Below are 18,590 nucleotides of genomic sequence, written 5' to 3' on the forward strand. Positions count from 1 at the left end.
GTCACGAAATTGCGACAGATTGAAGTTCTGGCAGGGAAAGAGGTACCACTTTGCCTAACGTGAGGAGCATTGCACGTCAGAGCCACCCGTCTCGATGGTGACCAAAAGGTCCCGTAGGGATCACATTGAAATAGACCGGTCTGGCACCTTGACGGGAGATCTCAGCCCAGGCCCTGGCCATTCCGCAGCTGGTTCAAAGTCGTCATAATCGTCCACCACGTCATCACCCATGTGGACGTACCGCTTTAGTTCCATGAAGCGGCAGCGGCATGCATTAGTGCAAAGACAGAACTGCACCTCGTCGGTACCTAAAGAGCGCTTATTGATCGTCCATCGGTAGCTTCAATCCTTTTTCGTCTCGAAGGTAGTCACACTAATCTGCAATGTCCTTAGGCCTTACTCGAGAGATATCCTCGTGCTCCGGATAGGCAGCCAACGTGTCTTTCTTATGAGCGAAGTCTCAATCGTTGCATACATTCCCGTTGCTCAGGTGATCTTTCTGTCACCGCTCCGTGAGATGGGTGAGTGCTGGGCCTTCTGCCGCCTCTTTTTGATACGCCTTCGGGTTCCCATTCGGGGAAACGCATGACCTGAGGGTCCGGGGTGAAATCGCCTTCCGTTCTCTTCAACTGCTGGCTAGCCGCCTGCATCCAAGACCTGTGGACTTCACGTAGTAATCGCGCACGCGTCGGTTCGTCTACAGCAATACCTTCTTCCGCCAGGATCTCGTCAGCGACATCTCCGTACCATTTTAGTGCCGCCTTCGGTAGCTTCCGCTTGTTGGCTCAGGTGCAGTACACGGTTCCATATCTCAGGTTCACCCGGTTCACTATCTAGCATTTCCATCAGGCGGAAATACACGCGACCAGAAAGAGCAACGATCTTTTTCAAAGGGAGGGTTTCAGGCTTTGACCGCGGGCACGCCCACTGCTTTTGGATTTTGGCGTATTCAGCCGCATCTCTCTCTTTGGCCTCTGCAGGGTCTCTGGTGCGGAGTGACTTTGACACCTCGGCACGGTCGACGATTCCCTTAAGGTCCGCCGGAACTCGCACCCTGATGTAGTATATTCCGCTGTTTTTTGTTTTTGCCTGGTGTAGGCATGATAAGCGTCACTGTGTAGAACTCCTATGTAGGAGACTGCAAGCGCAAGCCGCTGTTTTATCGTAAGTTTCTGATGTAAATAAGGAAATCATGGTGCTGCTGGAGAGAATTGAACTCTCGACCTCTCCCTTACCAAGGGAGTGCTCTGGGGTGACGGGAAGTTCCGTAAAATGCCATGCGGGTCATCAACTATTTGTTTTTCTTGACAATAAATACGCGCTCGGTTCACTGAGGGGACAAGGCGTGCCATGATCGGTGCTGCCCCGGTGCTGCCCGAGAGAGAAACATGGAAACCGAAAAGCGAAAACTAACCGACGCCTTCGTGCGTTCGATTAACCCACTGGAGACCAATTCAGAGTTCGTCATTTGGGATACCGATGTCACGGGCTTCGGTCTTAGGGTTCGGGGTAAAAGCATGTCCTATGTTGTGGCCTACCGCCCTGTTGGGCTTGGGCGCGCGGCCAACACTAAGCGGTTCAAACTGGGATCACCAAGTTCAATCGCAAAAGTGAAAGATGCGCGAAGGATGGCTCTCGCAGTTCTGGGTAGGGTCGCTTCGGGGGTGGACCCGAACGAGGAGCGCGCGGAAGAAAAGCGGCGCACACGATCAACTGTAAAAGAAATGTTGAATCGCTATGAAACGAATTTGGAAAGCCGCGAATATGTGAAGCGTAAGGAAGTGATGAGCCTCTTAAGACGCCGCCTAAGATCAAGGATGGGGCGTGAGATAGGCACTATCAAGGCTTGGGAGTACGCTGAAATAATAGAACGACTTGATCGCGAAAGCGGGGGCACTGCCGGTGGCTCGTTTCGAGCGAAATGTTCTACATTCCTAAACTGGTGCACATTCGATGCGCGTGTTCTGGAGGTCAACCCGCTAGCTGGATATCGGCGCCGTCGGGACACTAGGTCAGAACGTGTCAAGAAATCGGAGATGGGCCGCGCTCTCACTGACGAAGATCTTCGCGCCATTTGGTCGTGCGCAGAGCCAGAAACCTCATTCGGGCGTCTAGTGCGTTATTTGATACTAACAGGTTGCCGTAGAAACGAAGGTGCAAAGCTTCTCTGGTCAATGGTTGATCTGGACGCGGGTAAAATTGAACTGCCTGCTACGTTCACAAAACAAGCAAGGGGTCACACGATCTACATATCAGATGAGTTGGCTGCGATGCTCGAACCATTAAGGAAAGAAAGACTGGTTTCGGATTATGTATTTCCATCAACGCGTACTGGCGGCCCGATGTCTGGCTGGAGCAAAATAATGGACCCGAGCGACAAGCGAACCGCTGGCGGCAGGAAACCCGGCACCCCGGGATTTGTGAAAAACTGCGGTGTCCAATTCACATTTCACGATCTGCGGCGGACTTTTCGAACTGGTTTGTCGCGACTGGGAATTGATACTGAAATCGCCGAGTTGGCATTAGGCCATGCGCGTTCAGACTTGGAAGCCCGATATAATCGAGATGATTGCGAAGCAGGCTTAAGAAGTGCGTTCCAGGTTTGGGGAAATCACGTTGTGAGTCTTGCGGCAAGAGCTGAATGAATTCAGCCAGTTAACCACATTGATTGCCATACAAGTGACATACATAAACCATTGATATTAAACAACTATATTTGAATCCCTGATTGACATTTCAAAGCACGCTGCGTACCCTTTCCGTGACATAGCCTTGCCCCGCTGCAATGGAACGGACGAAACGGCGGAACGGATGGGATGCAGTAGCGAGGTCTTACCAGAAATGGCTGCAAACTCTGTGGTCAGAGAGGGGAGACCGTATGCTCGACGGAACGGCCAACTGTGCCCGCAACACCGAAATCATTGACCTACACTCATTGCCGCCCTCGGCTTTCCTAACGCGCGCACAACTTGCGCCTATTCTGGGCTTTTCACAGCGGACCCTAAAAAGGTGGCCGGTAGAGGGTAGAGGGCCACGCATCACCTATCTGGAAAACAGGCCTCGCTATCGTGTCAGCGATGTCTTGGCATGGATTGAGGGTGGCCAGGAATGAGTACTCGCATCAACCCACTCGCCGGTCGATACTTTAATGATCCGAACCTCGCAGCTTCGGTATCGTCCCTTGCCGAAGTGTTTGCACCCCCCTCCGCAAGCGAACAATACGCGTTTGCACGCGCCAACAACGCGCGCGCCGAAGGGCAACGTCTGAGCCAGCTGTGGGACGCCGCGGGGGATGATTTCGACAAGCAAGGAATAGCCGTTGGCCAGTGGAGTCCGAACCAATCTTATTATGCCGTAGATACAGCGGACGCCACAGCTCGCCGTGGCCAGGACGTCGCTGCCGAAATGTCTCGACTGAACAATGAGGCGGATAACGCAGCGGCCTACAACCAAGCTGTGTTGGACGCGATATTCGATATGGGCGATACGGTGTTGAAACACGGTGAAGTCATGCCCGGAATATCTCGGGAGATCGCAGAGGCTCTGAATGTCCCGTCGTTCCCGTCTCAATCAGGTGCAGACCTCGGCGCGCCAGCTCCCTTGCCTTCGGAAGATGAGGTCGAAGCGCAACTGCTACTCGAAGCGATTGAGGGCAATCACTATGGTGCAGAGGATTTGGCGAACGCACGTAAAAGCGAAGTGAACGTCGAAACGATCGAGACACCCGATGGGCCGCGCATCGCGACCCGGACAGATGCGATCGGCCAAACCCCATACATTAACCGAGGCGCACAAGCCGCTCCGGAATTGGAGACCTATCGCACCCCGGACGGTCAGACCGGTACGGCTGAATTCGACGTTGAACAGCGGGTGTGGGTCGATACGCAAACTCGGAAAGTTCTACCTGCGGGAACAGTAACGGGAAAAATCAGCGATACGTCAGAAGGTTTCGGAGCGACAACCTCGAACGTCACGCGAGGGAATGCGATCATTGCAGAGGCCCAATATGGGCTCGAAAGAGTTAGCGCGTTCCGTGAACTCTTGGAACAGAACCCCGGGATTATGGGGATTCCTGGCATGATCCGTGGTCTTGCACAGGATGTGGTCGCCGCGGCGGACGAAGCCGGTGCAGCGTTTGGAACGATCGATTCCGTCGAGGAGGCCCGAGCGCTAGCCGCTCGAATTGGGGCTTCGGGTGACTACGATCCGGCCTTCGCACAGGCAGCCGCCTATGCGTTGGAGATGGCCTATCTACAGGCCAAGGCTCAAGATCCGGGAGGCGAGGTTAACGTCCGGGAATTGGAGCGGCAAATTGGCCTTTATGACGGCGGCATAGCTGGCAACTCAAAAGTTCTCGCAGTGCTAGATGCTCTGGAGCCGCAATTGCATGACCGGATGGCATACGGCGCGCAGCTACGCGGTGAAACGTCCCCAGCGCCAGCCGACACGGGTGCACCTCAGTCTTTGAGTGACGCCGAACTATTCCGAAAATACGGCTTGGAGTGAGATATGGCTACCTATGAGCAGCTGATGCAAGCGGCCCGTCAAGCAGATGTGGCCGGGGATGGCGAAGGGGCGAAAAGGCTCCTTGAAATTGCCGGTTCGATGTCCGGATCAAGCGACACAACGCCCGCATTACCGCAATCAGCACCGCCAAAGCGACGTCTTCCAGAAGGCAGCACAATCCTTATGGAAGATGACAAGAATGGTGTCGTCTACGAGACGCCAAACGGGAACCGTGGGTACACATCCCCTGCATATTCGACCATCGACCCGGTGAAGGTTGGCGAGATCCTTGAAGGTCAACCCGCAGGTGTCGATCGAGGCACACTCGAAGCGATCATGGCCGACTATGTCGAACCAATTGTGCGCTATCCGACGTTGGCAATTGAAGGTGCTGCCGAGGGCCTGGGCAACTTGCTGGGAGCAACTGGCGACGCGCTGAACGCCTCGCCAATGTTGGCTAACCTGGCACCTGGATCTCAAGGTATCCGTCCCGTATCGCAGATCAAAAGCGATCCGGATGCGTCCGCGTTCGAGCAAGGGTATGTCAGTAGCTTAACCTTTTTGCCTGGAATTGGGCACGCGATTGATTATCTGACTGACCCGGTAGAGACAGACGAGGGCACAATCGTGCCCCGTGGCGGTGGTCAGAATATCAATCATGTAGCAGGAGAAACTGTCGATACTGCGCTTGGATCACTCTTTGGAATCGATCGTAACGGTCCACTTGAACCGCGCAATCGCGGTGAGCGCTTTACGCGAAGAACATTTGAAGAGATAGGCACCTCTGCCGGTCCACTTGCTCTCGGCACGCAACTGGCGAAACGTGGAACCGGCGCGATCAGCCGTGCCGCTTCGAAAGTGGCAAACAAGGAAGTCGCGATGGCGGCGACAGCTGGCGTCGGCGCGCAGACCGCCAACGAGCTTGCCACTTCGGATGGAAAGGGCACATCGGCGTCCGACTTAGCTGGTTCCTTTGCCGGTTCGGCGGGAGTTCCGTTGGCCAACGCCATAATCAAACCACTCCGGAGAATTGCCGCCAGTGTAACCAGCCCACGGGTTGCAGACGATGCAGCACGCCAAATGATAGCCGAAGACGTGATAGACGCCGCTACTTCCGTCAACCATACTGGACAACCCGTCGATACGTCGGATCTGGTCGACAGGCTGCGAACCAGAACCGATCTGGAAAAGATCGTTCCGGGCTATCAGGCAAGTATCGGGGAGCGCACTGGTGATATCGGCCTCCAGACTTTCGCGGAGGATACGTCCGCGAACTATGCCGGGGCCCAGAACCGCCGTCTGCGAGAGAACAACGCAGCTGTGAACGCTCGGGTCGATGAACTGGCGCCAACCGGCGATCCCGCGCGCTTCCGAACCAATTTGGATCAAGGCATCGAGGCGGCACTAATAGATTCCACGCAAGCCGCCGAAAATGCACAGCGCCGTTTCGACGAAGCGCTGCAGGCTATTACTCCTGAAATGACCGCTGCGGGTCGTGGAGCCGCTATCCGAGCCGAACTTCAAAACGCCCGTGACGCCGCTTTGCAGGAGGTTTCTGATCTGATGCAAAGGGCCGAGAGTTCCGGGGAACTGGTGAATCTTTCGAGGCTGCGGCAACGATTTGATGATCTAACAGCGCGGCTAGAAAGCGAAGAACTGAACGCGGCTCGCCGTTTCATGCCGGATGAGGTGCAGACGGTTCACGAACTGGCACCGCCTTCCGCGGATGAAACGGATGAATTGGTCGAGTTGATCATGTCAGACGGTGCGGACGGATCGCCGGTCATGGGTCCGGCCTCTCAGGTTGGCAGCGTCCGTTCAGGATTGGCTGAAGCAAGGCGCAGCCCATCCGCTACCCCGCAGCAGAAACGCCTGCTTTCTACCTATGAGAACGAAACAGAGAATTTCCTGCGGGATGAGCTTAGCGGCGAGAGCATGGAGGCGCTCGACGACGCACGGCGTTTGCGGGCCGATGCCGGGCGCCGTTTTGAAGAACCGGATGCAATCGGGCGCACACTGGCGGAAACAGGCCGCGGCACGAGCGCAACGGATCTGCGGGGCTACCAGCTTCCGGATGAGGCAGTGCCCGGCCGGTTTGTACGCGCCAATGCGGGCGATACGGACTTTCAGCGTTTGATGGCAGAAGCCGGTGATGCGCCGGAAGTACGTCGAGCGATTCAAGATCAACTCGTCGCAGAAGCGCAGCGGCGTGGTGCGTTCAAATCACCAGAGGCTCTGTCTCGGTTCTTGGCCGACTACAATGTACAGCTTGAGCAATTCCCAGAAACGCGCCGAGCACTCGAAGAGGCAGGCGCGTCGAGCAGTATGCTGGATACGGCCACGAAGAATGCCGAAACGCTTCGGCGCGATATCACACCCGGGGGCAAAGGACCGGAAGGTCAATACACACGCTTTGCTCCAGAAGATGCCGTTGGCAGTATCAACAACCTGGTCCGCGGCTCTGACAGCGGCAGTGTCGCCGATCGAACGCGCCAGCTGATCCAACGTGCCGGAGGCACCGAGACAGCGCGTCAGGACCTCAGAGCCGGTTTTTGGCAGTGGATCGACAGCAGCGGCGGTGGCTCCGGAAAAGGCCGTTTCTCAACGACGCTCGAAGGCGAACCGCGCTGGAACGCGAAGGCGATGGTCAACAATCTCAATGACCCGAAGGTGAGAGAAGTTGCCAAAGAACTTTGGCCCGGCGAGGAATTCCGCTCTTTCGAAGTGATTGAAGACATTTTCCGGCAACTGGAGGCCGCAACACCCGGTCGAACAGCCGCAGCCGGCCGATCTGGCACAGCTCAGTCTATGGCGCGGTTAGAGGCTCAGAGGGGCGCTGCGACCACAGCGAGACGAGCGTCTGCAGATATCCGGGCGGTTGGTCAGGGTCGTATGGCGGTGCCTGTCGCACTCACTGGATGGGTTGCCGACGGCTTGCGCAATTTGAGTGTGAAAACACGTCGTATCGCGCTTGAAAAGCTCACGGCATCAGTCGCCAACGACCCGGATCTGCTCGCCAACATCCTGGAAGAATTCAACCCTGCAGAGATGGCCTATTCGAGCCGCTTGATCACACAGAGATACGGTGTGCGGGCGTCTCAGGTTCTCGAAGTGCTTCGGCAGATCAACGAGACGCACCCGGACAACGTCGCCTCCGATGAAGACGAGCTGCTCGATCTCATCCTCGCGGATTGAGTTTACTCCAGGTAACAGATTGGAAAGGAAGACTATGGGACATTTATCGATTTCCCCCATGGAATACCCGGTTATTGGCGGCTCAACACTGGCCGAGATCGTCGAACGTTTTGAGCTTGGCCCAGATGATGAAGCGTCACGCATTGAGACTTGGCGCGGGTTCGCTGAAATAGCTTTGAGGGGTGAGGCGGAAAGGTCTGGGGCAAAGCCGACAGCAGACCTTGGCCCATTACACAAACTCGGCCATGAAGCGTTGGTCTCGATCATCGGAGAATGCCTCCGGCTCGCTTGGGAAAGCCAGAAACCGCGGCGGAAACGTAAACGCGGCATCGATATCGCGCTCTGCTTGTTCGTGGTCTTTCTGGTCGTCGAGGAACGCAAGCTATACCCAGGAGCCAGCGACAATCGCGTTTTCACAAACCTGGCCCAGTTATTAGGTCCCGGGATCGAACCGGACACGATACGGGGCGCGTATAAGCGCGGCCTCCATGTCTATTCCACTTTCTACCGACGCGAAGACGACGCCTCAATTCTCGCGCTCGCCCATCTAAGAGAAACGTTTTTCGACGAGTTCTGGAACGCGCACAAGAGTTCCGAGAAATACCGTGAAGATCGTGCTTTTTGTCAAAACTCCGGACGCCGAAAACAGTGGTGGGAACAATGAATGGAGATTCGAATGGCAGAGGTGCGAAACGCAGTTATCCCTTGGCAAGAATGCCAGTTTGTATCACCAAGAAATGCGAGCCGCATTCTCGGGCTTCGACAAGGCGCGCTCAATGACCGGATTCGAGCGGGTGAGCTAGAAGCGAAAAGACTACCCGGTGGTCAGCAAATCGTAATCTCAGTCGAGAGCGTAACTCGTCTGGTAGAACGGTCCGAGGCCGTCCAACTGACCGCCGGAAAAGAGGCAAAGCGTCAAAGCAAGACGCGCCCTTTCAGGCTTGTCGTCAATAGCAACTAGGGAACAAAGAAAAGGCGTGTCGCGTCGTTACCGCGAGCACGCCAGAAAGAGATTATCGTGCAGGAACAATACAATACTGATGTCTTCGAAGCAACCCAAAAGACCGTTTCGGACTGGGGTAATAATCCGTTTCGCTATGCTCGCCGCAAAGGTTACGAGCGACTTCTCCCTGTCATTCCACCCGACGCGCAAATTTCAACCTCCAGCAACATAAGTGCCGCAGCGAAGGGAAAATCACCGGGCTCGCGTTTGGAGGATGGAACCTGGGTCGGACGAAATCTTCATAAAACTGAGGCTCGAGAAGAAGACTTGGACAAGTGGAACGATTGGGGCGCTGGTGTTGGCTTGCGTGGCGACGAAACGCTTTTCTTTGTCGATATCGATCACATGGATCCTGACAAGTCATCCCGATTACAGGAACTGGCGGAGCTGCATCTCGGAAAGTCCTTTCCCCGTATTGGGCAATGGCCAAAGGTGGCTCTGCCCTACCGTTCGTCAGCACCAATCACATCACGACATGCAAAGTTTGATGATGCGCCAGTTGACGGCAAATGGCCTGGGATCGACCTAATTTCAGACAATCCGCACCTCGTTATCCATGGCATGCATCCCAAGACCCGCAAGCCCTATGAGTGGCCAAATGGCTTCCCTGCACGCGACGAGCTTCCGGAGGTTACCCCAGAGAACGTTGAAGCGTTTTTTGATGCCGTGTTCGAAGAGTTCCCGGTCAAATCAAATAGGTTTCAGAGAAACTATGAAGGACCAGCGCCAGATCCCAAAGATCTCATGGCTCCAAGTCTTGATGAATTGCGCGAAACAGTCGACAGGATTCCAAATTCTCATGCCTTATACCCTGACCGCGACGATTTCATCGAGATAGCGTACGCGATCAAAGGCGCCGCGGGTCCGGGTAACGAGGATTTCGCACTGGAGCTATTTCGGGAGTGGTGCGACCGCTATGACGGTGAAAACGATCCTGACTATGTCGAAAGTAACTTCGCTCGTGCCAAGCCGCCGATCAGGATCGGCTACAGGAGATTGAAACGTCATGCCGCGATATCTCTTCTGAAACCCGTAGATCTGGAAGAAATCGCCAAGCAAAAGCGGGTCGAAGATAGGCATAGAGAGATGTTTGCGCCTCAGAACACAGAAGGCGAAGATGTCGATAATTCTCTTGTTGCTGGGCGGATAACTCTCGACGATCTGACGAATATCCCGCCAAGACAATGGCTCTATGGGTACAAGATTAGCCGCAAATATACGACGTTTATTGCATCGCCTGGTGGCACCGGGAAGACTGCATTCTGCACCGCGCTGGCCCTTGCCTGCGCCTCTGGCGAAGCGCTCCTTCGGGATATTCCGGTCAAACCTCTCAAGGTCTGGATATTGAATCTTGAGGATGACATGCAGGAAATCAAACGCCGGATCGGCGCGGCGTTGCAACACTATGAACTTGACTCGACCGTGCTGGACTCTTTGCGGGTAAACAGCGGCCGGGACCGCGGCTTCTCGATCGTGAAAGAGAACGGAGATGGCGATTTCGTTGTAGAACCAGACTTCGATGCGGTTGTCTCTGAAATGAATAGAAACGAAATCGATTTGCTGATCGTCGACCCGTTTCTGCGGTCTCATCGCGTCAAGGAGAATGACAACGAGGCCCAAGACGAGGTCATGCGCCTCTATGCTCAGATCGCTGAGAAGACCAATGCCGGCGTTGTCCTCGTCCATCACGTGAAGAAAGGTGGCGTTGCCGGAGATATGGATAGTCTTCGCGGCGGTTCGGCTCAGGGCGCCGGAGCCCGATCGGTGCTGACGATGTCACAGATGTCGGCAGAAGAAGCCAAAAAGCTTGGTATCGACGAAAAACAACGTCGCCTTTATGTGCGAGTTGATGATGCCAAAAACAACATGGCTCCACCTGCTCAACGGGCGGAGTGGATCAAGCTTGCATCCCAGCGCCTCCAAAACGGCGATGAGGACTATCCGGAAGGTGATAGCGTCCAAGTGGCTACACCGTTTGAATTGCCCGAAGCGTGGGATGGTCTTTCCGACGATGCGGAAGCCGAAGCTTTGAAATTGATTGATAAGGGAACTGACGACGGAGAGCGTTTTTCGATCAGAACCCAGGACAAAATTCGTTGGGCAGGTGACCTTCTCGTCTCATCGTTCAATCGAACCAAGGCACAAGCAAGCGAGATACTAAAAGGCTGGATGTCGGCCAATATCATCGAGGTTCGCGAATACAAATCGGTCAAACAGAACAAGACCCGGAAAGGAATCTTTGTAAATTCGATGGCTTTGGTTGATCGCAATTTGACTGATGAGGGGATTTTCGGGTGAGAAATACAGACATTTTGTCCGGGGTTAATGTGACGCCAGTGGAGAAATCCAGTGGCGGATCAGTGGCGCAAGTGGCGCAATTGGTGGCTCTTCCGAACGCTGACCGCCACTGCCACTGCCTTATAGGCAGCGGCGGAGCAGCGGAGCACGAGGGTTTAGTTTCACTGGCGCAAATTTCATTGGCGCATTTGCCCAAGCCAACTGAAGCTACGGACATTCTGTCTGATGCAATAAACCTTAATCGGACGTGTTAGGAATGACGCATAGCAAAAGACACCAGGCGTTTATTAATAGCGACTACTTTAAGGAAGCACGAAAACGCGGCCTACAGAAAGCATTGGCTAAACGAGCGAATGGCCCAAAATGCGGAGCGAAGAAACGCACTGACGGGCAACCGTGCCAACAACCCGTGTCGGAGGAAGGTCTGCGTTGCCGCTATCACGGGGGAGCCACACCAAAGGGAAAAGAATGGCATCGTCGCCAATGGCCGAAGAAGGGCGCTGCTTCATCTCGGTTGAAGGTCAAACAAGTGAGCCTGGCGATCCGGGACAGAAAACTGAAAGAGCGCATCGCTGAAATGACGTCGGAAGAGCTGGAGCAATATGAGATCAGACGGAGAGCCAAGCGTCCCGGAACTCCCGCGGAACGGCAACAAGCCCGAGACGGCCGAAAAGCCAAAAAGCTGATCGAGGATCTCCGGAAAGACGATAAGCCGATCAGTGACGAGATCAGCGCGTTGGACGCACAGATCCGAAGGCTGGAAGACCAGGCTCAAAAACTGCAACTCGACCAATACGACGAAGACGAACTGCCAGAGGTGTTCAAATGACCGACAGAGACGACATCACGCCCGAGGAGGCGCTGACCCGCACTCAGGCGAGGATCAAGACAGAGGGCCTTGAAGCGGCCACTGACGCCGCCTTACTGCTCTTGAGAGACCCAAAGGCACCCGCACAAGCCAAGAGCGCCACGATTAACGCCATATACCGCGCATCGGGCCTCTTTGGCCGCACAGACGACGAAACGCAGCCAGAGCTTTATGAGATGTCGCCTGAGCAGATCGATCGGCAGATCCGCAAGCTGGAGAGGTCAATGCGGACCGCGGCGACTGGGTCGGATGCGGATGGGGTGTTTTCCTGATGAAGATTTTCTAGTCTTTGTGAAAACCGTCATTCAAAAAGAGGTATTGAGTAGATGAGCCCACGCGACGAGTTTAAGCCGTCAGTTGTTCGGAAAATCGCACAGAGAGCAGGCTATCGTTGTTCTAACCCGACTTGTCTCCGACCCACTATTGGGCCGGATGGGGGCAAGAGTACTTCGAGTATAGGTGTCGCTGCGCATATAACCGCTGCCGCAAAGGGTGGTCCGAGATACGATGGTAAATTGACGTCTGGTGAACGATCTTCGCCGGAAAATGGTATCTGGCTTTGTCAGACATGCAGCAGATTGATTGACGTTGACATTTCTAGCTACCCGACTTCTGAACTGTTCGAGTGGAAAACGTTAGCTGAAATGCGAGCCTATCTCGGTTTGCGTGGGTTTTCGGTCGCTGTATCGAGAAGCTACGAACGACTGGAGAAACTGGTGCCGGAGTTGGTAGGTGAAATGCGAAATGACATCATGGACAGCCCGTTTACACGCGAACTAATCGCGTTCAGCAAGAAGTGGGGATACGGTGGGCAAGAACACCCATTTTTTATCTATTTCCACGAAGACCACGAAGAACTGTTGGGTAAACTGAAAGTAATGGTGAATTATGGTGCTCTCTTGGATATACGGTACAACGACGTTTATCGTTACGAAATGGTCGAGGATTTCGTCGAATACCTTCAAATGCCACGATAGTCTCAGAATGCAGTCCCGACATGTTCAATCAAAACCATTAGATGATTGCTCATCTGGTGCGTACTGTGAGCCCTTTTTGACGGTTCGGTCGAATACTGTTGTTGACCGGTAGCTTTGATTCCCAATGCTCCACCCGAGAATGGGGCAGTGCCCGAACTTCCGTTACGTATTGCCGGGCGCCACTGAACCAAGACTTTGGTTGCGCTCTCCGACCAGGTTGGTCTTTCAACGCAAGTTGAAATCCAACGTGCGATACATCGTGAAATCATCACACCAAGACACGGCGCAGTCGTCACACGCGTCTGGTAGCCGTGTCGCGCCGAGGCGCTTGGTTCGTTTTGTGACTTCTTTCGTTACAACCGTTCTGTCGCCACTGACAAGACCGTAGGCGACAAGGAAAGCGTCCCGGCCTACCTTGATCAGTTCGCTATCAGTGAATTTCGCGTCATCGCTTTGATAACCATCACGTAGTGCTTGTTGGACCAAGGCGGGGTCCGCGTCCTCATCTAAAAGTAGCGCTCCCTTTGAGTCTTCCCCCTTGACCCATTCGGCCAAGTCATCGCTACCGCCGGACACTTCTTCATAAATCTCGCGCGGCATCTTGATCCTGCCAGCATCACCTTGAACAATGAGCCATTCCCAAAACTGGGGGATGTGTTCTAACGGGTAGTAAGTATTCTTCGCAGTTATCAAAACGTTGGCATCAATTAGGAACATCAATGCGCCCCGCTTGCATTGGAGAACAGATCACCCTTTTTTCGTTTCGCTTCGTACCTTCTTAACAACGGCTCTACCGCAGATGGTTTCGACCCCAAAAGGTTTGCCGCCTTTGTGTAGGTAAGCGCATTGCCGCGTACGGAGCGATAGACGACCTCCAATAGTGCGTTGCCCAGATTGTGAGATTTCACAACGTGCGGGTTTGGTCCGTCGCTATCTTTCATCTTTTCTTTTTGGTTCTTGAGAGCCGACTGCCAACGCGCGGAATACACCCCACGAAGACGAACATATGCATCTCTACTTAGATCACCTGTTCTATAGAGTTGGTAGGCGACCATCGGACCACTGACAGACCATTTATAGGCAATACCATCGACCACGGCCTCCGCACTCTTGCTATCGTCAGGGTCAAAGTCGGGCATACCCTTGCGGAAGTGCGCCGTTGGCAAAAGAAACTCTCCAGCCACATCGTTGCAAAACCGTTCAATCTTCGCGGATTGGCTCGTCGGGGTAGCGGTGGAGGCTTGACCACTTACTCCGGTCGTTCCAAGCCAAATATGGGCAAGTTCATGCATCAACGTAAAGGAGCGCGACGGTTTGGCCTCTTTTGCGTTAATCACAATGAACGGGGCGACATCATCAGCGATTGCAAAACCTCGAAATACACTGGACGGAATTGTAGAGTGGTGGGAACCGAGATCGGACAACAGCAATACAAAAACGCCGATGTCTTCCACCTCCATACGTAGCCGTTTAAACAGCTTGTCAGGGTCGCCGCGGCGCAATTGCATATCCGTGTAATCGAACCCAAGTTCGTTGGAAATGGATTTTACTGTGGCTTCAACGCTCGTATTTAGATTGACGGAACCTACGAATTCATGCTGCCAAAAATCCTCGTCATCCACGAGGATGTCTTTTACGGCCTCTTGCCGAGCCTTCACATCACGCAACAAAGCGTCCAACATAGCATTTTCGCGCTTTGTACGGCTATCCGGGCTTTGGCGAAAGTCTTGCCCCCTACGTCCGGTGCGTGGCGGTTGTTCCATGTAGAAGGCCAGCAAAGGCCTTTTGTACAACTTGGCAAAGCTATTCAGTTGTGCGCGGGATGGTTCTCTGTCGCCACTTTCAAGTGCCTCCAGCTTCTGGTCAGCTGTCTCACGGACTCCATCGGAAAACAGCTTGCGTGCAGCATCTTCCAACGCGAAACCGGCGGTCTCGCGTGCCCATATCAGGACATCTGGGTTGACTTTAATGGACATAAGTCATGCTTCGCCGTTGGATATTTGTTCTTTGAATACTTGAGATGTAGGACACTTTACAGACGACGCCTAGTGTATAGATATCACAGTCAGCACTGCTTAGCGTTATCGGGTATATTGTGAACCCAGCCTAAAGGAAACTCCCTGATGCCTGCGTGAGAAGCCCCAATGTCTGCACTGTGTCGGGCGAGTCTTTCTTGTGTAATTTGTCTACGCTGAGCTTACAAAAGACAACGCCATTGCACCTTTTAAACATCTGAGGTTTTAGCGCCACCAGCCCAGCGAACGTTGACCCAGACGCCATTTTTACATCAACGATTGTCCGTTCTTCAAAACCCGATAGACCGACGCCCGCCCAATGCCGAGCGTCTTGGCTATCTCCGTTGCGCCCAGCCCCTGGGCCTGCAATTCTAAGACCCTTTCGCGATCTATCGTCGCTCTGCGACCCTTGTAGACGCCCTTGGCCTTTGCTCTCGCAATACCTTCGGCTTGTCGCTTGCGGATCATGGAACGCTCGAATTCAGCGAACGCGCCCATCAGATGCAGTTGCAGCTTTGAGAGCGGATCGTCCGCATCGGGTGAGAAGCTCAGCCGCTCTTGCAAGAATTCAACCGTGACGCCCTTATCGTTCAGTTCGTCCACGATGCCTTTGAGGTCGCGTAGATCTCGCGCCAAACGATCGAGGCTGTGAACGATGACCTCATCTCCCTCTCGGGCGAAGTCGATCAATTCTCGAAGCGCTGGCCGATCACGGTTCGCACCGCTCAGTTTCTCTTCAAAAACCTTTTCACACCCGTCGAGCTCTTGCCTGTCCAAGTTTTGATCTGTCGTGCTGACTCTGCGATATCCGATTTTCATTTTTTCACCATGTCTCGTTTGGCTCTAGACTCGATATAAGAATCACCTCGATAATTGCAAGACACTTATTTAAGACGTTTTTGGCGTCTCATCGCTTCGTTTTGGTGGGGTGTACCCTAACGAGACCGGCGCGTAGCAACTTTTTTCAAAGATGAATTCACCGATTTGTACGGCGTTGTCTGCTGGTTTGTATTTATTTGTCCGGTTTGTCGGTCGGTTCGAAGTATTAAATTCAGTCGTATATCCGTTTGGTGGGATACAAACGCAATACAATGTCTGCTTTGTATGTCGCTGTAAGCCATTGTCAGCAAACAACAAACTACATGACTTGAAGGTTCTCATCTGTCTAAGATTCACGCACAGCAACAAAATAGGAGAACCGAATGCCAGAAAATGAAGAGACTTATTTCCGCCAGGCAGTCGCTGGAGCGCGCGCCTACAAAGAAACCGAAGAGACGGCATCGTCGCTAGAGTGGATCGACGATCTAGAAGGTATCGCAATCAACGGGAGCCACGAATACATGATCAAATCTTTCAGAGAGCTAGACAGGCTTGCAAAATCTGAGAACGAAGAGATCAGTGCGAAGGCGAAAGAGGCGCTCGAATTGGCGCTGGAATTGACCAAAGTCTAAGAGGCTCCGGCTTCTCTGACAGCGTGCGGGGCCCGGGAAATTCGGACCCCGCCCCCTGGGGTATAGACCAATTTTGTGCCGAAAGCCTGCGCACCGGTCGCGAAGAAAAATGCACAGATCTGGAACTTTTGAGCGCGTTAAACCGCACCGCCCTTAGCGACCCTCGCCTTGTGTACCGCGAGGCTGTTTTCAAACGTGGTTATGTTATTTACGCTTTCCTCAAAGCGCTTCTTGAAATCAAGATATTCGGAACAGCGTTTGCCGTTATCGCGACAATCTATCATTAATTCTTCACCAATTTGATATTCCCTTGTTAGCCGCTCATTTGTGCCCGTACAGGCTACGAGTGCTAATAGGACGATTATAGACGCAGATCTCAACATTGCTTTCTCCGCATTGGGATCTCAATTCAGCTGGAAACCGTCAGGGTCGCAATAAGAGCGGGCTAGGAAAAACAGCAGCACAGACCTAGCAAAGCTAAGCAACTTGCTCAACTGCATTGGGAAAAACTGCCCAAACCCATTACTGCCGTTCAGTTTGTCCAGCAAACAACTTTGAGATACTGAGCGCCGGTCCAGATCTTCGTCTCGCCGCAATGAAAGCCAGCAACGAGGGAAAAACCCCCCGTCCGCATCATAGCACGCAATAACGGCAGGCCCGCCCGAAGTGACCATTCGATATTTCAAAGCAAGCCGAGTTCAATGGAAGCACTATTTGCGGCATAGCCAGCATTCTTGATTTCCCGAAGAATGTGCTTGAGGTTGGGCTCGAGGTGCAAGGCTTGTATCGATCCCTTGAATTGATAGCTGAGCAAAAGAACTTGATACAACAGGCTCTGCTTATGGAATGTGTTGCGCACTATGAAATTATGTCAGAGGTTTCGATTATCTCCGATGATCGCGTACTGACAATCACCGATCCAGCAGGAGCTTTCAAAGCCCGAATAAAAAACATCCCACGGACAGAGTTCACTACTCCGTTTCTGCTATCGTTACAAATCTACTTTGAAGCCCCAAACTTGGAGTCCGCAGAAGAGAGCGTCGATGACATTATGGCCCATTGCTTGAATATGCTCGCGTTCACGACAGGTGCTGGATTTCGAAAGCATCGGATTCGCAAGATAATAGACGGAAGCAACCCCTCGGAAATGAGGATGAGGGATGCTCTGATGTGGAGTAAGAAAGTTGAATATGATGATCCACAACCATTTCTTAGAGATGAAAATGCGGCTTCCATAGAGCTCTTGCTGAAGCACGATATACCTCCCGCCGTTGAGCGGGCGCTTCGCTGGTACAGGATAGGCGTTGACGCATCTTCGCCTGACGACCAATTCACCTACTTCTGGTTCGCGCTTGAGATCGTGGCAGAATTCAACAAGCCGACAGAGAAAGTGCATGACAAATGCCCGCACTGTCGAGAACCACTGTACTGCGAGAAGTGTGAAAAACATCCGATGCATCGGCCATATGCAAAACAGGCAATCAGTGCGTTGGTTAAGGAAGCTGCGCCCGACAGTGATGCTGGAACTTTCGATCTCCTCGACAGGACGCGAAATAGCTTGATGCATGGTTCAACGCTCAAAGAAATCGAAGACGCCTTGCCCGATTCAGACGACCATGTGGTCGATGTCTTGGGGCGAATCTTGTGGAAGGCACTGATCATGCAGTTCCCAACAGAGTTGTTCAAAGAACAAGTCGTTATGGGAACACCAGAAACATACGTACAATACAAAATGAGCGCAGTGGCACACGTTCAAACGGTTTTCCCGGCCGACAAAGACGGCTACTTCGATCTGGATTCTAATTCTATTAAGGTGGAGATGAAGCCTCCCGGCCCCCCTCAAAGCGCATTGCCGTCTGTAGTACGAATGACGAAAGACCAATACGACAAGCTCTGTAAGCTATCATATGGACAAAGCGAGCAAAGGGAGATGCTCGAGCGGCTGCGAAGCCGTGCCCAGGAACACCAAGGACACATATTTGTACAAGTCCTCTCAACCGACAGAACCACTATCGATCAAGCAATAGATAAGGAGGAGGATGGGGAGTGGCAAAATCTGTTCCGAGAAATAATCAAGCCATCTGAGGGAAGTGGATCACGCTGAACCATCGTTGCTCGGGCCGCAGTGCAGAAACTTGCTGGCCAGATCAATGGCAAAAAAAAGGGCAGATAGTAAGACTTTGCAAAGCCCGCTTCATGCGCTTCGCCGACCTTGGGACGATCCGCAGCATTTGTCTTTTCGGGCTCTCTGCTGCTGCTGCTGATCGCTGCATAAGC

14 protein-coding genes are annotated in these 18,590 nt (G+C 53.3%); 10 read left to right on the forward strand and 4 right to left on the reverse strand.

Annotated features, from left to right (window positions below):
• Nucleotides 1–729 precede the first annotated feature (729 nt).
• Entirely contained in the window at nucleotides 730–1,068 is a 339-nt protein-coding gene (locus ACR0CZ_RS18590; protein WP_480504104.1) for a DUF6538 domain-containing protein, read from the reverse strand.
• Nucleotides 1,069–1,388: 320 nt separating this feature from the next.
• Here ACR0CZ_RS18590 and ACR0CZ_RS18595 point away from each other — a divergent pair, with 320 nt between their 5' ends.
• The 8 genes from ACR0CZ_RS18595 to ACR0CZ_RS18630 all read left to right on the forward strand — a co-directional run bounded on the left by ACR0CZ_RS18595 (nucleotide 1,389) and on the right by ACR0CZ_RS18630 (nucleotide 12,847).
• Nucleotides 1,389–2,645, forward strand: coding sequence for a tyrosine-type recombinase/integrase (locus ACR0CZ_RS18595; protein ID WP_480537252.1), 1,257 nt, complete (start codon nucleotides 1,389–1,391; stop codon nucleotides 2,643–2,645).
• A 463-nt stretch (nucleotides 2,646–3,108) separates the two neighbouring features.
• The gene (locus ACR0CZ_RS18600) at nucleotides 3,109–4,506 is read left to right on the forward strand and encodes a hypothetical protein (protein ID WP_480537253.1); all 1,398 of its coding nucleotides are present in this window, start codon (nucleotides 3,109–3,111) and stop codon (nucleotides 4,504–4,506) included.
• A gap of 3 nt (nucleotides 4,507–4,509) precedes the next feature.
• Entirely contained in the window at nucleotides 4,510–7,701 is a 3,192-nt protein-coding gene (locus ACR0CZ_RS18605; RefSeq protein ID WP_480537254.1) for a hypothetical protein, read from the forward strand.
• Nucleotides 7,664–8,365, forward strand: a complete 702-nt coding sequence (locus tag ACR0CZ_RS18610) for a hypothetical protein (RefSeq protein ID WP_480537255.1) — start codon at nucleotides 7,664–7,666, stop codon at nucleotides 8,363–8,365. The genes ACR0CZ_RS18605 and ACR0CZ_RS18610 overlap by 38 nt, the downstream gene beginning before the upstream one ends.
• Nucleotides 8,366–8,719: 354 nt before the next feature.
• Nucleotides 8,720–11,002: an AAA family ATPase gene (locus ACR0CZ_RS18615; protein WP_480537256.1), complete on the forward strand. Its 2,283-nt coding sequence runs from the start codon at nucleotides 8,720–8,722 to the stop codon at nucleotides 11,000–11,002.
• Between the two features lie 256 nt (nucleotides 11,003–11,258).
• Entirely contained in the window at nucleotides 11,259–11,831 is a 573-nt protein-coding gene (locus ACR0CZ_RS18620; protein ID WP_480537257.1) for an HGGxSTG domain-containing protein, read from the forward strand.
• Complete coding sequence (locus ACR0CZ_RS18625) at nucleotides 11,828–12,142, forward strand: hypothetical protein (protein ID WP_480537258.1); 315 nt, start codon at nucleotides 11,828–11,830, stop codon at nucleotides 12,140–12,142. The genes ACR0CZ_RS18620 and ACR0CZ_RS18625 overlap by 4 nt, the downstream gene beginning before the upstream one ends.
• Before the next feature lie 372 nt (nucleotides 12,143–12,514).
• A complete protein-coding gene (locus ACR0CZ_RS18630; RefSeq protein WP_480537259.1) occupies nucleotides 12,515–12,847 on the forward strand; it encodes a hypothetical protein in 333 nt (110 codons plus the stop codon).
• A 225-nt stretch (nucleotides 12,848–13,072) separates the two neighbouring features.
• On the opposite strand, the gene ACR0CZ_RS18635 is transcribed toward ACR0CZ_RS18630, so the two are convergent.
• The 3 genes from ACR0CZ_RS18635 to ACR0CZ_RS18645 all read right to left on the reverse strand — a co-directional run bounded on the left by ACR0CZ_RS18635 (nucleotide 13,073) and on the right by ACR0CZ_RS18645 (nucleotide 15,681).
• Nucleotides 13,073–13,564 (reverse strand): DUF4411 family protein, encoded by a 492-nt coding sequence (locus ACR0CZ_RS18635; RefSeq protein ID WP_480537260.1) that lies wholly within the window; start codon nucleotides 13,562–13,564, stop codon nucleotides 13,073–13,075.
• Complete coding sequence (locus ACR0CZ_RS18640; RefSeq protein WP_480537261.1) at nucleotides 13,564–14,823, reverse strand: ImmA/IrrE family metallo-endopeptidase; 1,260 nt, start codon at nucleotides 14,821–14,823, stop codon at nucleotides 13,564–13,566. Before ACR0CZ_RS18640 ends, ACR0CZ_RS18635 begins: the two co-directional genes overlap by 1 nt.
• Nucleotides 14,824–15,129: 306 nt before the next feature.
• The gene (locus tag ACR0CZ_RS18645; RefSeq protein ID WP_480537262.1) at nucleotides 15,130–15,681 is read right to left on the reverse strand and encodes a recombinase family protein; all 552 of its coding nucleotides are present in this window, start codon (nucleotides 15,679–15,681) and stop codon (nucleotides 15,130–15,132) included.
• Between the two features lie 383 nt (nucleotides 15,682–16,064).
• Here ACR0CZ_RS18645 and ACR0CZ_RS18650 point away from each other — a divergent pair, with 383 nt between their 5' ends.
• The gene (locus ACR0CZ_RS18650) at nucleotides 16,065–16,313 is read left to right on the forward strand and encodes a hypothetical protein (protein ID WP_480537264.1); all 249 of its coding nucleotides are present in this window, start codon (nucleotides 16,065–16,067) and stop codon (nucleotides 16,311–16,313) included.
• A gap of 781 nt (nucleotides 16,314–17,094) precedes the next feature.
• Nucleotides 17,095–18,417, forward strand: coding sequence for a methylamine utilization protein MauJ (gene mauJ / locus ACR0CZ_RS18655; RefSeq protein ID WP_480537265.1), 1,323 nt, complete (start codon nucleotides 17,095–17,097; stop codon nucleotides 18,415–18,417).
• Nucleotides 18,418–18,590: the final 173 nt, after the last annotated feature.

The sequence above is a fragment of the Ruegeria sp. H9 genome (assembly GCF_056532915.1).

Bases quoted from the DNA above. Each gene is read 5' to 3' on its own strand.
- ACR0CZ_RS18595 (WP_480537252.1), top strand. From the start codon at position 1,389: ATGGAAACCGAAAAGCGAAAACTAACCGACGCCTTCGTGCGTTCGATT.
- ACR0CZ_RS18600 (WP_480537253.1), top strand. From the start codon at position 3,109: ATGAGTACTCGCATCAACCCACTCGCCGGTCGATACTTTAATGATCCG.
- ACR0CZ_RS18605 (WP_480537254.1), top strand. From the start codon at position 4,510: ATGGCTACCTATGAGCAGCTGATGCAAGCGGCCCGTCAAGCAGATGTG.
- ACR0CZ_RS18610 (WP_480537255.1), top strand. From the start codon at position 7,664: ATGAAGACGAGCTGCTCGATCTCATCCTCGCGGATTGAGTTTACTCCA.
- ACR0CZ_RS18620 (WP_480537257.1), top strand. From the start codon at position 11,259: ATGACGCATAGCAAAAGACACCAGGCGTTTATTAATAGCGACTACTTT.
- ACR0CZ_RS18625 (WP_480537258.1), top strand. From the start codon at position 11,828: ATGACCGACAGAGACGACATCACGCCCGAGGAGGCGCTGACCCGCACT.
- ACR0CZ_RS18630 (WP_480537259.1), top strand. From the start codon at position 12,515: ATGCGAGCCTATCTCGGTTTGCGTGGGTTTTCGGTCGCTGTATCGAGA.
- ACR0CZ_RS18635 (WP_480537260.1), bottom strand. From the start codon at position 13,564: ATGTTCCTAATTGATGCCAACGTTTTGATAACTGCGAAGAATACTTAC.
- ACR0CZ_RS18640 (WP_480537261.1), bottom strand. From the start codon at position 14,823: ATGTCCATTAAAGTCAACCCAGATGTCCTGATATGGGCACGCGAGACC.
- ACR0CZ_RS18645 (WP_480537262.1), bottom strand. From the start codon at position 15,681: ATGAAAATCGGATATCGCAGAGTCAGCACGACAGATCAAAACTTGGAC.
- ACR0CZ_RS18650 (WP_480537264.1), top strand. From the start codon at position 16,065: ATGCCAGAAAATGAAGAGACTTATTTCCGCCAGGCAGTCGCTGGAGCG.